The organism is Clostridium sp. AUH-JLR23, from assembly GCF_964238065.1.
GTDB lineage: Bacteria > Bacillota_I > Bacilli_A > Erysipelotrichales > Coprobacillaceae > Allocoprobacillus > Allocoprobacillus merdigallinarum.
Map to the genome: position 1 here is coordinate 1 of NZ_CAXSKY010000024.1, position 16,455 is coordinate 16,455.

Genomic DNA, 16,455 nt, shown 5'->3' on the forward strand with positions numbered 1-16,455 from the left:
TCGAGTGCTCATCTATAATACCATCTATCCTCTACCTTTGCAAGTCTTTTTTTTACTTTTTTTCGTTTTTTTTATTCCTCTTTTTACAAAATTCTATTTTTCATTGGATTTATCAATGTTTTTTTATTTGTAATTTTATAAAGATTCACTCATAAATTTAAAAAATAAAACCCCATTAACTGAGTTAATCCTCCGTCATTGGGGTTTTGCTTGAATCACTAATCTTTTAATTATTTGATTTTTTTATAAAGATCAATAAATTCTTGTGCTAAATCAATAACAACTAATGCAGTCATTAAATGATCTTGAGCATGTACCATTAATAAGTTTAATGGAGCTTTTTCTCCTCTAATTTCAGCCTGAATTAATTCAGTTTGTGCATGATGTGCTTCATTTACAGTTTCTTTTGCATTTTGTAATGATTCATCAGCCTTATCTAAATCACCAGCTTTTGCATATTGAATAGCTTCGATAGCAGAGCTGCGTGCACTTCCACTGTTTACGATAAGGTTAATAACTACTTGTTCTTGTTCATCCATTTTCAATTTCTCCTTTAACAAACAAATTCAGAATTACTCTGTATATTTATTTTATCAAATCAACTTTATAATTTCAACTATAAACACTAAAGAAAAGAAAAATGTTTAAGTGCTTTCAATATACCATCGCAATCAACATTATCCGTAATATAATCGGCAACTGCTTTTGTTTCATCAGCAGCATTACCCATAGCAATTCCTAATCCAACAAAAGAGATCATTTCAATATCATTTCGTCCATCTCCAAATGCAATCGTATCTTTAATATTTTTGCCTAAAGCTTCAACAAGCTTTTGTATTCCTTTTGCTTTAGATTCACCTTTTAAAGTTAAATCAAAAGATAATCCACTTTGATGCTGTTGAATATCAAAATAAGGTGTTAATGTTTGATACATTATTTCTCTATCATCAAGAGAATTTAAAACAATCATCCCAATATATGTTTCAATCTCATCAATTTGATATGAATCAATAATAATTTCATCTTTCATTCCCCAATTATTCTTAAACTCAATATGTTTAGGGTTTTGTTTATTTAAAACATAAATATGATCATTCCCCTCAAAATAGTATGCCAGGTTTCTTTCAACACATAGCTGATGTGTTTTTTCAATAGCTTCTTTTGGAACAACCTTTTTATATATTTCTTTCCCTTTATATTCTACATAAGCACCATTACAAGTTACATAACCATTAAAAGGATAATCCATAACTCCATCCACAATAAAGCATTGACATCTTCCAGTCGCTAAAAAAACATCATGCCCCTGTTTCTTTAGTTGATTCATCCCATAGCGGACATCATTTGGGATACGATATATACCTTTATTACATTCAATAAGTGTTCCATCTATATCAAAGAAAAATAATTTTTCCATACTCCACCTCCATACCTTAACATCATAACCTTTTTATAAAAAAGTGTAAACAAAAAAGGTATCAATAAGATACCTTTTCATGAAAATTATTCAATAACTTCAGTAACTGTTCCAGAAGCAACAGTTCTTCCACCTTCACGAATTGAGAATTTAGTACCATTTTCAAGTGCGATAGCATGGATTAATTCAACTGTTAATTCTACGTTATCTCCTGGCATAACCATTTCTACACCATCTGGTAATTCGATAACACCAGTGATGTCAGTAGTTCTGAAATAGAATTGTGGTCTATAGTTAGAGAAGAATGGTGTATGACGTCCACCTTCATCTTTTGATAAAACGTAAACTTGGCATACGAATTTTTTGTGTGGATGTACTGATCCTGGTTTAGCTAATACTTGTCCACGTTGAATTTGATCTCTGTTGATACCTCTTAATAATACCCCTACGTTATCTCCTGCTTCAGCGTAATCTAATAATTTACGGAACATTTCGATACCAGTAGCAACTGTATTTTGAGTTTCATGAATACCAACGATTTCGATTGGGTCATTTAATTTTAATTGTCCTCTTTCAACACGTCCTGTAGCAACTGTTCCACGTCCAGTGATTGTAAATACGTCTTCAACTGGCATTAAGAATGGTTTATCAGTATCACGAGTTGGAGTTGGAATATAAGTATCTACAGCATCCATTAATTCATGAATAGCTGGTACCCATTTTGGATCTCCTTCTAATGCTTTTAAAGCTGATCCACGAATAATTGGAGTGTCATCTCCTGGGAATCCGTATTCATTTAATAATTCACGAACTTCCATTTCAACTAATTCGATTAATTCGTCATCATCAACCATATCACATTTATTTAAGAATACGATGATGTAAGGTACACCTACCTGACGAGATAATAAGATGTGTTCTCTTGTTTGTGGCATAGGTCCATCAGTAGCAGCTACTACTAAGATAGCTCCATCCATTTGAGCAGCACCAGTGATCATGTTTTTGATGTAGTCAGCATGACCTGGACAGTCAACGTGTGCATAGTGACGAGTTGCTGTTTGATATTCAACGTGTGCAGTGTTGATTGTGATTCCACGTTCTTTTTCTTCAGGTGCAGCATCGATTGCAGCATAATCCATTGCTTGAGCATTTCCTTCTTGTGCTAAAACAGTAGTGATTGCTGCAGTTAAAGTTGTTTTACCATGGTCAACGTGACCAATTGTTCCAATATTAACATGCGCTTTAGAGCGGTCAAATTTTTCTTTAGCCATTTAAGCTTCCTCCTATATAAATTTCATTAAATTTTTACATATACATTCTAAATGATTTATCTCAAAAATGCAATACTTTTAGTGGATTAATTATTTCCACCATTTTTCTTAATAATACTTTCTGCAATTGACTTAGGAACTGGTTCATAACGATCAAATTGCATAGTGTAATTTCCACGTCCTTGTGTAAATGATCTTAAATCAGTAACATATCCAAACATTTCAGATAAAGGTACACTTGCTTGTACTAAAACAGCGTTTCCTCTTTCTTCTTGTCCTTCAATCATACCACGTCTAGAAGAGATATCTCCCATAACGCTTCCTAAGTATTCAGAAGGTGCAGTGACTTCTACAGCCATAATTGGTTCCAAGATAACTGGATCACATTTTTTACCAGCTTCTTTTAATGCTAAACTTGCAGCTACCTTATATGCCATTTCTGATGAATCGACATCATGGTAAGACCCATCAAATAATGTTGCTTTAATATCTAATACTGGATATCCAGCAATCATACCATTATCTAATGCTTCTTCAAGACCAGCTTTAACAGAACCAATGTATTCTCTAGGGACAGTTCCACCAACTACAGCATCAACGAATTCAAATCCTTTACCTTCATTTGGTTCGAATTTAATCCATACATGTCCGTATTGTCCACGTCCACCAGATTGACGTACGAATTTACCTTCACAATCAGCAGTTTTTCTAATTGTTTCACGATAAGCAACTTGTGGTGCCCCAACATTAGCTTCAACTTTGTATTCTCTCTTTAAACGATCAACGATAACGTCTAAGTGTAATTCCCCAACTCCGGCAATAATTGTATCACCAGTTTCAGGATTTGTAGTGACTCTAAATGTAGGGTCTTCTTCAGCTAATCTTGCTAAACCGTTACTTAATTTATCTTGGTCTTGTTTTGTTTTTGGTTCAATTGCTAATTCAATAACTGGTTCAGGGAATTCCATTTTTTCTAAGATAATGAAATTCTTTTCATCACAGATAGTATCCCCAGTTGTTGTATTTTTAAATCCAACAGCTGCAGCAATATCTCCAGCGTAAACTTCGCTAATTTCTTTACGTGTATTAGCATGCATCTGTAAGATACGTCCTAAACGTTCTTTTTTATCTTTAGAAGAGTTTAAAACATATGATCCAGATTCAATATGTCCTGAATATACACGGAAGAATGTTAATTTACCAACAAATGGGTCAGCCATAATCTTAAATGCTAATGCAGAGAATGGCTCATCATCACTTGCATGTCTTTCGATTTCGTTACCATCTTCATCTTCACCTTTAATTGATGGAACATCAGTTGGTGCAGGTAAGAAGTCGATAACAGCATCTAACATTAACTGTACACCTTTGTCTTTATAAGCAGATCCACATAATACTGGGAATAATTCAACAGCTAATACTCCTTTACGGATTGCTGCTTTAATTTCTTCTTCAGTAACTGGTTCTTCTTCTAAGACTTTCATCATTAAATCATCATCAAAAGATGCAGCTGAATCAATCATTTTTTGACGATATTCTTCTGCTTGAGCTTTCATATTTTCAGGAATTTCAGAATAAACAACGTTTTCACCCTTAGCTCCTTCAAAATGAACAGCTTTCATTTTAATTAAGTCAATAACACCTTCAAATGTATCTTCGGCACCAATTGGTAATTGAATAGCTACAGCGTTAGCATCTAATCTTTTTCCAATAGATTCAACAGACATTAAGAAATCTGCCCCAGTTGCATCCATTTTGTTACAGAAGACAATTCGAGGTACTCCATAAGTTGTTGCTTGACGCCAAACAGTTTCTGTTTGTGGTTCAACACCAGCTTTTGAGTCTAATACAGTAACAGCACCATCAAGTACACGTAAAGAACGTTCTACTTCAACAGTGAAATCGACATGGCCTGGAGTATCAATGATGTTAACACGGTATCCATTCCATTGTGCAGTTGTTGCTGCTGAAGTGATTGTAATACCACGTTCTTGCTCTTGTTCCATCCAGTCCATTTGTGAAGCACCATCATGTGTTTCACCAATTTTATGAATTTTTCCAGTGTAATAAAGAACACGTTCAGTTGTTGTTGTTTTACCAGCATCAATGTGAGCCATGATTCCAATATTACGAGTTTTTTCTAACGAAAATTCACGAGCCATATTTTTCTCCTTTCAAATATTTCCTCTAAATCATATATTACCAACGGAAATGTGCAAATGCTTTATTAGCTTCAGCCATCTTATGAGTATCTTCTTTCTTTTTCACAGAAGCACCAGTTCCATTAGAGGCATCAATAATTTCATTAGCAAGACGATCAATCATGCTTTTTTCGTTTCTTAAACGAGAATAGTTAACTAACCATCTTAATCCTAATGTCATTCTTCTTTCTGGAGATACTTCAACAGGTACTTGATAGTTAGCTCCTCCAATACGTCTTACTTTTAATTCAAGTACAGGCATGATATTGTTGATTGCTTGATCAAATACTTCCATTGCAGGATTTCCAGTTTTTTCTTCAACTTTTTTAAATGCTTCATATAAGATGTTTTGAGCAACACCTTTTTTACCATCAAGCATGATATTGTTAATTAATTTTGTAACTACCTTAGAATTATAAATTGGATCAGGTAGTACATCTCTTTTTGCTACGCGTCCTCTTCTTGACATCAGTTTTTCCTCCTATCTCTTATTTTTTAGGTTTTTTAGCTCCATAACGAGAGCGTCCTTGCATACGATCTTTTACACCAGCACAGTCCATAGTACCACGAATAATATGATAACGAACCCCTGGTAAGTCCTTAACACGTCCTCCACGAATTAACACAACGCTGTGTTCCTGTAAGTTGTGCCCAATTCCTGGAATATATGCAGTTACTTCCATTCCGTTTGATAAACGAACACGGGCATATTTACGTAAAGCCGAGTTAGGTTTCTTTGGTGTCATAGTGGCAACACGAGTACAAACACCACGTTTTTGAGGTGAACTAATATTAGTTGGTTTCTTTAATAATGAGTTGTAACCTCTATTTAACGCAGGTGATTTTGATTTAGATGTTTTTTCACTACGTCCTTTTCTGACTAATTGATTAATTGTAGGCATGTTTTTCTCCTTTCCTTTCTTCTTAACACACAATTCCGGGTGTTTCATTTTTTGATGAGATAAAATGCACTCTTAGTCGAGTACCGAAAGCAATTATATACGACAAAATTTATAAAGTCAACACTTTTTACTCTTTTTATCAAAGAAAAACAAGATCTTTTTTAAGACCTTGTTTCTTTATTTTATTCTGTTGTTGAAAATTCTTCATCAATTTCAGTACTGCTTAACAAACTTTCTGATAAAGTTTCAGCTTGTAAATGTTCAGCTTCTTCTAATTCCTTTTCTTTGCGTGCTTCTTCTAACTCTCTAGCAATCGTTTCAGGTGATTTTAAAGGTCCTCTTAATCCTGTACCAGCAGGTAATAATTTACCAATAATAACATTTTCTTTAAGACCTCTTAATTCATCAACCTTACCTTTAATAGCCGCATCTGTTAAGATTTTTGTTGTTTCCTGGAATGAAGCAGCAGATAAGAATGATTCAGTTTCAAGTGAAGCTTTTGTGATCCCTAACAAGATTGGTCTTGCAACAGCAGGATGTTTTCCAGCTTTTAAGGCTTCTTTATTTAATTCAGTAAATTTTTGAACATTAATATGAGTACCAGGTAATGCTCCAGTATCTCCACCTTCAACAATTCTCATCTTCTTCAACATTTGATGAATAATAACTTCAATGTGTTTATCTGAAATTTCAATACCTTGTAAACGATAAACTTTTTGAACTTCTTTCAAGATATAATTTTCTACAGCTTTGACATCAGCAACAGCTAATAATTCTTTTGGATCAATTGATCCTTCAGTAATTTTAGAACCAATACCAACTTCATCACCTACAGAAACTCTTAATTTTGCACCATAAGGTGTTAAATAACTCTTTGTTTCAAGTAAGTTAGAAACGACAACTTCAGCTCTACCATTGTTATCAATGATATTAGAAACTTCACCATCAATTTCAGAAATAATAGATTTTGCTTTTGGATTTCTTGCTTCAAATAACTCTTGAATACGAGGTAAACCTTGAGTGATATCGGCACCACCAGCAACTCCACCCATGTGGAATGTACGCATTGTTAACTGTGTACCAGGTTCACCAATTGATTGAGCCGCCATAATACCAATAGCTTCTCCTAATTCAACTTGTTCACCAGTTGCTAGATTACGACCATAACATTTTCTACAAATTCCATTTTTCGCTTTACATCCAAAAATAGAACGAATTTCAACTTCTTTAATACCTGCATCAGTAATATTCTTAGCAATCGCTTCATCAATCATTTCGCCAGCTTTAACAAGCGTTTCACCTGTTTCAGGATGAACAATATCCTTTTGAGAATAACGTCCCACTAGACGGTCATATAATGGCACAATAACCGAATTATCTGAAGTATTGTACAATTCTGTAACAACAAATCCCTGATCTGTACCACAATCATCTTCAGTAACAATGACTTCTTGAGCAACGTCAACCAAACGTCTTGTCAAATATCCTGAATCGGCTGTTTTTAAGGCTGTATCGGTAGATCCTTTACGAGCACCATGTGTAGAGATGAAGAATTCAGATGCAGTTAAACCTTCTCTAAATGAAGATTTGATAGGCAACTCAATTGTTTCACCTTTTGGATTAGACATCAATCCACGCATACCTACTAACTGTGTAAAGTTAGAAATATTACCACGGGCACCTGAATCAGACATAATGAAGATTGGATTACGGTCATCAGCTTCAAACTCATCTTTAACGACAGCCTGAACCTGATCTTTAACAGATTCCCATAACTTAATAACGATATTATGTCTTTCTTCATCAGTGATTTTCCCTTTACGATATAATTTCTTGATTACTTCAAGTTTTTCATCAGCTTCATCAAATAAAACGTATTTACTTTGTGGAACCTGAATATCATAAACAGAAACTGTAATACCAGCAATTGTAGAATAATAGAATCCTTGATCCTTTAATTTATCCAACATCGCTGTTGTATCACTAATTTTTGTAGGATCAAACATTTCATTGATAATGTTTCCTAAAGCTTTTTTACCCAATGGTTTAATTAAAGGTTGTGCTTTAATATGTGCTTTAATATCAGTACCCATTGGTACGAAATATTTATCTGGTGTTGCAACTAAATTTTCTTTACTAGAATCATTGATAAATGGGAATGCCCCATCAAAAATCTGGTTAAAGATAATTTTACCAACACTTGTAATTAAATAGCTATTATTTTGTTTTTCAGTAAATGTCTTATTCTTTAAAGATTTTCCTCTAATTGCAATTCTTGTGTGTAAATGTACAGTTTTTGCATCATATGCCATTAAAACTTCATTAACATCTGCAAAAACAGTTCCTTCACCAACAGCCCCTTCATCTTCTAATGTTAAGTAATAGTTACCTAACACCATGTCCTGAGAAGGTGTAACGATAGGTTTTCCATCTTTTGGTCCAAGGATATTGTGAGAACCTAACATTAACTGTCTAGCTTCTTGAATAGCTTCTTCCCCTAATGGAACGTGAACTGCCATCTGGTCACCATCAAAGTCAGCGTTGAACGCTGGACATACTAATGGATGCAAACGAATAGCACGTCCTTCAACCAATTTAGGTTCGAATGCCTGAATACCTAATCTATGCAATGTAGGCGCACGGTTTAATAAGACTGGATGTTCTTTGATGACTTCTTCAACGATTGGCCAAATCACATCATCCATCTTATCAATTAATCTTTCAGCAGCTTTGATATTTGTTGCAATCTGCTCTCTCACTAATCCACTAATCACAAATGGTTTAAATAAATTCAATGCCATTTCACGTGGAATACCACATTGATACATTTTTAAGTCTGGACCAACAGCGATAACTGAACGTCCTGAATAGTCAACACGTTTCCCAAGTAAGTTTTGACGGAAACGTCCTTGTTTTCCTTTTAACGTATGGCTTAATGATTTTAATGGTCTTCCTCCAGCACCTGTAATTGGTTTAGAACGACGTCCATTATCAATCAAAGCATCAACCGCTTCCTGTAACATACGTTTTTCATTTTGGACAATGATTGATGGCGTTCCAAGTTCTAATAATTTCTTTAAACGATTATTACGTGTAATCACACGACGATATAAATCATTCAAATCACTTGTCGCAAAACGTCCACCATCCAACTGTAACATTGGTCTTAAATCAGGTGGAATAACTGGAAGCACATCAAGAATCATCCATTCAGGCTGATTATGTGAAGTTCTGAAAGCTTCAATAGCTTCTAGTCTCTTCAATAATTTAGAACGTCTTTGTCCCTGTGCTTCTTTTAAATCTTTTGTTACTGATTCAAATTCTTCATCTAAATCAACTTTTTGAAGTAAGATTTTAATCGCTTCTGCCCCAGTTTTGGCTTCAAACTGATGACCAAATTTTTCATAACAGTTACGATAATCTCTTTCAGATAAAACTTGTTTATATTCTAAAGGTGTACTTCCTTTATCAGTGACAACATAAGAAACGAAATAAATGATTTCTTCAAGTTGTTTTGGTGACATATCAAGAATAAGCCCCATTCTTGATGGAATACCTTTTAAATACCAGATATGTGCGACTGGAGTCGCAAGCTCAATATGTCCCATACGTTCACGACGTACAGAAGATTTTGTGACTTCGACACCACAACGATCACAGATTACGCCTTTATATCTGACTTTCTTATATTTTCCACAGCTACATTCCCAATCCTTAGATGGTCCAAAGATTCTTTCACAGAATAGACCATCTTTTTCAGGTTTTTGAGAACGATAATTAATAGTTTCAGGTTTTTTAACTTCACCATAAGACCATTCACGAATTTTTTCTGGAGAAGCTAATCCAATCTGGATTGCTGAAAAGTTATTGACATCTGCCATTCATTGTTTCCTCCTATTCTTCGTTACTTTCTTCTTCATCATCAGTGAAGAGTTCATCAATTACAGAATCCAAATCATCAAATGATTCTTCATCTTCAGAGAAATCACCTTCTACCTCAGCCACTTCTTCTTCAGTGACTTCTGGTTGTTCAGGAGTTGTATCAATTGAAGTTGGGAAACGACGTTCTTCATCTTCAATCTTTCTTGCATCTATTTCTTGACCATCTTTATCTAACATACGAATATCTAAAGCTAATGCCTGTAATTCTTTTGTTAAAACTCTAAATGATTCTGGCAAACCAGGTTCAGGTAATTTTTGACCTTTTACAATGGCTTCATAAGTTTTGACACGACCAACAACATCGTCAGATTTAACCGTTAAGATTTCTCTTAATGTATAAGCTGCACCATATGCTTCAAGTGCCCAAACTTCCATTTCCCCAAATCTCTGTCCACCGTTTTGAGCCTTACCACCTAAAGGCTGTTGTGTAACTAATGAGTATGGACCTACTGATCTGGCATGTAATTTATCGTCAACCATGTGGGCTAATTTAATCATATACATAACCCCAACTGAAATATTAGAATCAAAATATTCTCCAGTCATACCAGAAATAACTGGTTGTTTTCCATCAACTGACATTCCAGCTTCTTTCATGATATTCTCAAGATCTTTTGAGTTAATACCATCAAATGCAGGAGTTGCAAAGTACATTCCTAACTCTCTAGCAGCATATCCTAAATGTAATTCCAATACCTGACCAATGTTCATACGTGATGGTACCCCTAATGGATTTAACATGATATCAAGAATTGTACCATCTTCCAAATGTGGCATATCTTCGATAGGTAAGATCTTAGAGATAACCCCTTTGTTACCATGACGTCCGGCCATTTTATCTCCTTCAGAAATCTTACGTTTTTGAACGATATACACTTTAACAACTTTATTAACACCTGGTTGTAATTCATCACCATTTTTTCTAGAGAAGATTTTAATATCATGAACAATACCAGCACCACCATGAGGAACTCTTAATGAATTATCTTTGACTTCTCTTGATTTTTCACCAAAGATTGCTAGTAATAATTTTTCTTCAGCAGATAATTCTGCCTGTCCTTTAGGTGTTACTTTACCAACTAAGATATCCCCTTCTTTCACTTCAGCACCAATCATAATGATACCTTCGCTATTCAAGTTTTTACGGGCATCTTCCCCAACGTTTGGAATATCACGCGTAATTTCTTCAGGACCTAATTTTGTATCACGACATTCAATACTATATTCTTCAATATGAATAGATGTATAAACATCTTCTTTCACTAATCTTTCAGACATGATAACAGCATCTTCGTAGTTATAACCATTCCATGTCATGAAACCAACCAATACGTTTTGTCCAAGGGCTAATTCACCTTGTTCCATAGATGGACCATCAGCTAAAATTTCCCCTTTGACAACTTTATCTCCAGCTTTTACGATTGGTCTATGATTAATGCAAGTTCCCGCATTGGAAATCGCAAATTTTGTTAAACGATACTTATGTGGACCTGTATCTTCTTCAACAATAATCTTTTTCGCATCAACATATGTGACAATACCATCTTTTTTAGCCACAACTGCAGCTCCAGAATCTCTAGCAGCCTGATATTCCATACCAGTTCCTACAAGAGGTGTGTGTGGATTTAATAATGGTACGGCCTGACGTTGCATGTTGGCACCCATCAAAGCACGAGTCGCATCGTCATTTTCTAGGAAAGGAATACATGAAGTGGCTACAGAAACGATCTGTTTTGGAGAAATATCAATAAAATCAATTTCTTCAGGCTTAGCCATAATATTTTCTCCCAAATGACGGGCAATAACTTGTTCATCCAAGATTTTTCCATTTTCATCATGTTGAACTTTTGCTTGTGCAATGACATAATTCTTTTCTTCATCGGCTGTTAAATAACGCACATCATTTTCGTCAATCACACTATGATTCACTTTACGATATGGTGTTTCAATAAATCCATATTTATTGATTTTTGCATAAGAAGCAAGTGTAGAAATTAACCCGATATTTGGACCTTCAGGTGTTTCAATTGGACAAATACGACCATAGTGAGAGGCATGAACGTCACGGACTTCATAACCAGCACGATCTCTTGATAAACCACCTGGTCCTAATGCTGATAAACGACGTTTATTTGTTAACTCGGCTAATGGATTAATCTGATCCATAAATTGAGATAACTGAGATGATGAGAAAAATTCTTTCATAGCGGCAGTTAATGGACGAATGTTAGTTAATGACTGAGGAGTGACACTATCAATTTCAGATAATGACATTCTTTCTTTAACGACTCTCTCCATTCTTGATAAACCAATTCTAAATTGATTTTGAATTAATTCACCAACAGAACGTACACGTCTATTTCCTAAATGATCAATATCATCTAATAAACCAATACGACTCATTAAGTTGACTCTATCGTCACTTGCTAAATCTAATGAATCATAAATATCAACAAGATTCAACATATATGAATAGGCAGCAATCATATCAGAAATTGTAATATATTTACAATCTAATGATAAATCTGTCCCAACAACTCTCATTTTCTTTGATTTTGTTTCATCAACATAGACTTCAAGCACTTGAATACGTCCATGTGATTTTAAGAAATCATTTGTTTTAATGTCCATTGTATGAGCTCCAGCCTGGAAAACAGGAGCTAAAAGGTCAACTTTATCTTTTGTTAATAAAGTTCCTTCTTTCATGACAACATTTCCATCTATATCTATAACATCCTGAGCTAAAACACGGTTTGTAATTCTATCTAATAAACTCAATTTTTTGCCAAGTTTAAAACGTCCTGCACGCGCAAGATCATATCTTTTTGCATCAAAAAATCTTGTATATAATAAAGTATTAGCACCTTCTAGCGTTGCAGGTTCTCCTGGTCTTAATTTATTGTAAATTTCAATTAAAGCTTCATCAGTATTGTGAGTTGTATCTTTGGCTAGAGTATTTCTAATAAACTCATGATCACCTAACACTTCAATAATATCTTCATCACTGCTTAAACCTAAAGCACGTAATAAAATTGTACCAGGAATTTTACGTGTACGGTCAATACGTACATTTAAAATATCTTTTGCGTCATTTTCAAATTCAAGCCATGTTCCTCTTGAAGGAATCATGCTTCCTGTAAAGACTGTCTTACCACTTTTATCCATGGCATCAGCAAAATATGCACCTGGTGAACGCACTAATTGTGAAACAATAACACGTTCAGCACCATTAATGATAAAAGTACCAGCATCAGTCATTAATGGAAAATCTCCCATAAAGACTTCGTTTTCTTTAATTTCGCCAGTTCCATTATTCACTAAACGTAAAGTAGCACGAATAGGAGCAGAATAATTTGCATCTCTATCTTTAGCTTCATCTACTGAATATTTTGGCTCATCAAAACGGCAATCAACAAACTCTAAAGTTAAAGTTTCATTAAAATTGCTAATAGGATAAACATCGTTAAAAACTTCTTTGATACCTTCGTTCTTAAACCATTCATAAGAATTTGTTTGGATTTCTACTAAATTTGGTAATTCTAAAGACCCACTAATTCTTGAATAATTACGACGATTAATACGACTTTTTGCCTGAGTTACATTTTTTTCCAAGCCCGCTTCACTCCTTATCAATTATCTCTATCTCCTTATTTAAAGCACGCAAAAAACACTGCTTTTTATATATGAGTAGGCATTTTATTATACTAGCATAGAGGCCAGTTGAAGTCAATACCAAATCATAAATTTCAAAATAACTTTTGAAACAGTAAAAAAACAGTGTTATTTTACAGATTTTAAAATAAAATATCCTTTATCACGTTTTATAATTTCACAATTTCCAAAAACATCTTCCATTTTTTTCTTAGCTGAAGGAGCGCCTTGTTTTTTTTGAATAACAATAAATAATTCTCCTTGATTATTTAAATGATCATATGCTTTTTCTAATATTTCAAAAACAATTTTTTTCCCTGCACGAATAGGCGGATTAGAAACAATAATATCAAATGTATCTTTTACATTTTCATAAACCGAGCTTTTATAAGCAATAATATCATTTTCCTGATTATGTTCAATAGACTCATTAGCCAATGCAATAGCACGTTCATTCACATCAACCATTTCAACATGTAACCATGGATAGACTTTCTTTAAAGAAATACCTAAAGTCCCATAACCACAACCAACATCTAATAATGTTTTTTGATGAGATTGTATATTCATGCTTTCCAATAAAACACGCGAACCATAATCAATACGTTCTTTTGAAAAAACGCCACTATCACTTATAAAAACCAGATGATGTCCTCTATATTGAAAAGAAATTTGTGTTTTTTGAGATTTTAAATCAATATTATTTGTATAATAATGTGTCATCTTCTATTCTCCTAAGATAAAAAGCCCTTTGACAAGGGCTTTTTTATTCCAAGAAATTATTTAACTTCTACAGTTGCACCAGCAGCTTCTAATTGTTCTTTAATCTTAGCTCCTTCTTCTGCAGGAATATCTTTCTTAATTTCAGCTGGAACTTTGTCTACTAATCCTTTAGCATCAACTAATCCTAAACCAGTGATTTCTCTTACTGCTTTGATAACAGCAACTTTAGTAGCACCAACATCAGTTAATGTTACAGTTACGTTAGCAGGTGCAGCATCTGCAGCAGCTTCTCCACCAGCAACAACAGCTACAGGAGCAGCAGCAGTTACATCAAATTTTTCTTCGATTGCTTTTACTAAATCATTTAATTCTAAAATTGTAGCTTCTTCTAAATAAGCTAAGATATCTTCATGTGTTAATTTTGCCATTTTATTTTCCTCCGTTCATTTTTAACTATTCAGCAGCAGCTTCTTCAGCTGCATCTCCACCTTTTGCATCAGCAACAGCTTGAATAACTCTTGCCACTTTTGCAACAGGTTCTTTCATACATGCAAGTAACATTGAGTACATACCTTCACGATTAGGTAATTTTGCCACTGCCATAACTTCTTCTTTTGGTAAGAATTTACCTTCGATATAAGCAGCTTTAATTTGTAATGCTTCATGGTCTTTTGCAAAATCAGCTAAGATTCTTGCAGGAGCCACTGCATCATCTTTACCAAACGCTAAAGCATTTGGACCAACAAGGTATTCTTCTAATTCGTTCATACCTTCTTGTTCAACAGCTCTTTGAACTAATGTGTTTTTATAAACTTTAAATCCCACATTTTCAGCTCTTAAAGCTCTACGTAATTCAGTAACTTCAGCCACTGTTAATCCACGATATTCTACAACAACTGTTGATTGTGAAGCTTTTAATTGTTCACTAATTTCAGCAACAACCTGTTGTTTCGCTTCTAAGATTTCTTTTGACATTGTTACACCTCCTATTGATTTTATATATGCAACAATATATCCGTGAAAAACTCCCTCAGTAAACACGAGGGAGTTGTCAATTCTTTGACAATATCACCTCGGCAACTTCATTAAGGTTTCCCCGTTGCTGTCTACGGTATATTGATTGCGTCTTTTTGTTATGACTTCAATTACATTGAAGCAACTTTTACTGAAGGACCCATAGTTGAAGAAACAACGATGTTCTTCATATAAGTTCCTTTTGCAGAAGATGGTTTAACTCTTAATAATAAGTCGTAAACTGTTTTAAAGTTTTCTGCAAGTTTTTCATCATCGAAAGATACTCTTCCGATTGGCATATGAACATTACCATCTTTATCAGTACGGTAAGTCACTTTACCAGCTTTTGTTTCTTGAACAGCTTTTGCTACATCCATAGTGACTGTTCCAGTTTTAGGGTTAGGCATTAATCCTTTAGGCCCTAAAATACGTCCTAATTTTCCTAATTCAGCCATCATATCAGGTGTTGCAATCATAACTTCGAAATCAAGCCATCCTTTTTGGATATCTTCAAGAATTTCTTTTCCACCTACAACATCTGCTCCAGCAGCTTTAGCTTCTTCAACTTTAGCTCCTTGAGTGACAACTAAAACTTTTTTAGTTTTTCCAGTTCCGTGTGGTAACACAACTGCACCACGTAATTGTTGATCAGCATGTCTTGTATCTAATCCTAATTTAAATACAACATCCACACTTGCATCAAAATTAACTTTACTTGTTTTCTTTACTAAAGCAACTGCTTCATCAATTGGGTAAGCTTTACCTTTTTCAATAAGAGCAGCGGCTTCTTGATATTTTTTACTTCTTTTAGCCATTTTCTTATCTCCTCTTCATTAAATTAAGCATCTAAGCCTTCAACTTTTACACCCATATTACGAGCAGTACCAGCTACGATTTTCATAGCTCCTTCTAAATCGTTAGCATTTAAATCAGGCATTTTGTATTCAGCGATTTCTTTTAATTTTTCAGCTGATAAAGTTGCAACTGTTTGTTTAGAATCAGAAGCAGCTTTCTTAATTCCACATGCCTTTTTGATCATTTCTGCAGTTGGAGCAGTTTTTAATACGAAATCAAAACTTTTATCTTCATAGATTGTCAAAACAACTGGTACAGTTTCTCCCATACGATCTTTAGTTTGATCGTTGAAAGCAGTACAGAATTTTGGCATCTGAATTCCAGCACCTGCTAAAGCTGGCCCTGGTTTTGCTCCCCCAGCAGGGAATTGAATTTTCATAACTCTTGTGACTTTTTTACTCACGCGACACACCTCCTATAAAAATTTGTCCGTGCTGTGGTACAGGACAGTCAATCCTCCCACGCATAGTAACACATAT

13 protein-coding genes and 1 other annotated feature are annotated in these 16,455 nt (G+C 34.4%); all 13 genes read right to left on the reverse strand.

Annotated features, from left to right (window positions below):
* Positions 1–230: 230 nt before the first annotated feature.
* The gene (locus ACESR5_RS10820; protein ID WP_087244283.1) at positions 231–539 is read right to left on the reverse strand and encodes a PTS lactose/cellobiose transporter subunit IIA; all 309 of its coding nucleotides are present in this window, start codon (positions 537–539) and stop codon (positions 231–233) included.
* 86 nt (positions 540–625) lie between these two features.
* Entirely contained in the window at positions 626–1,417 is a 792-nt protein-coding gene (locus tag ACESR5_RS10825; RefSeq protein ID WP_373155707.1) for a Cof-type HAD-IIB family hydrolase, read from the reverse strand.
* An 86-nt stretch (positions 1,418–1,503) separates the two neighbouring features.
* The gene (gene tuf, locus ACESR5_RS10830; RefSeq protein WP_087244285.1) at positions 1,504–2,688 is read right to left on the reverse strand and encodes an elongation factor Tu; all 1,185 of its coding nucleotides are present in this window, start codon (positions 2,686–2,688) and stop codon (positions 1,504–1,506) included.
* An 86-nt stretch (positions 2,689–2,774) separates the two neighbouring features.
* Positions 2,775–4,850 (reverse strand): elongation factor G, encoded by a 2,076-nt coding sequence (gene fusA / locus ACESR5_RS10835; RefSeq protein WP_087244286.1) that lies wholly within the window; start codon positions 4,848–4,850, stop codon positions 2,775–2,777.
* A gap of 37 nt (positions 4,851–4,887) precedes the next feature.
* On the reverse strand, positions 4,888–5,358 hold the full coding sequence (gene rpsG / locus ACESR5_RS10840; protein WP_087244287.1) for a 30S ribosomal protein S7: 471 nt from the start codon (positions 5,356–5,358) through the stop codon (positions 4,888–4,890).
* A gap of 19 nt (positions 5,359–5,377) precedes the next feature.
* Entirely contained in the window at positions 5,378–5,791 is a 414-nt protein-coding gene (gene rpsL, locus ACESR5_RS10845; protein WP_087244288.1) for a 30S ribosomal protein S12, read from the reverse strand.
* 182 nt (positions 5,792–5,973) lie between these two features.
* Complete coding sequence (gene rpoC / locus ACESR5_RS10850) at positions 5,974–9,672, reverse strand: DNA-directed RNA polymerase subunit beta' (protein WP_087303786.1); 3,699 nt, start codon at positions 9,670–9,672, stop codon at positions 5,974–5,976.
* 13 nt (positions 9,673–9,685) lie between these two features.
* On the reverse strand, positions 9,686–13,345 hold the full coding sequence (locus tag ACESR5_RS10855; RefSeq protein WP_087297183.1) for a DNA-directed RNA polymerase subunit beta: 3,660 nt from the start codon (positions 13,343–13,345) through the stop codon (positions 9,686–9,688).
* A gap of 168 nt (positions 13,346–13,513) precedes the next feature.
* Positions 13,514–14,107 (reverse strand): class I SAM-dependent methyltransferase, encoded by a 594-nt coding sequence (locus ACESR5_RS10860; protein WP_087303785.1) that lies wholly within the window; start codon positions 14,105–14,107, stop codon positions 13,514–13,516.
* Between the two features lie 56 nt (positions 14,108–14,163).
* The gene (gene rplL / locus ACESR5_RS10865; RefSeq protein WP_087244292.1) at positions 14,164–14,535 is read right to left on the reverse strand and encodes a 50S ribosomal protein L7/L12; all 372 of its coding nucleotides are present in this window, start codon (positions 14,533–14,535) and stop codon (positions 14,164–14,166) included.
* 25 nt (positions 14,536–14,560) lie between these two features.
* Complete coding sequence (gene rplJ / locus ACESR5_RS10870) at positions 14,561–15,082, reverse strand: 50S ribosomal protein L10 (RefSeq protein ID WP_087244293.1); 522 nt, start codon at positions 15,080–15,082, stop codon at positions 14,561–14,563.
* A gap of 35 nt (positions 15,083–15,117) precedes the next feature.
* Positions 15,118–15,237: a sequence feature (ribosomal protein L10 leader region), on the reverse strand.
* Positions 15,238–15,252: 15 nt separating this feature from the next.
* Complete coding sequence (gene rplA, locus ACESR5_RS10875; RefSeq protein WP_087244294.1) at positions 15,253–15,936, reverse strand: 50S ribosomal protein L1; 684 nt, start codon at positions 15,934–15,936, stop codon at positions 15,253–15,255.
* A gap of 23 nt (positions 15,937–15,959) precedes the next feature.
* On the reverse strand, positions 15,960–16,379 hold the full coding sequence (gene rplK, locus ACESR5_RS10880; protein ID WP_087244295.1) for a 50S ribosomal protein L11: 420 nt from the start codon (positions 16,377–16,379) through the stop codon (positions 15,960–15,962).
* Positions 16,380–16,455 lie beyond the last annotated feature (76 nt).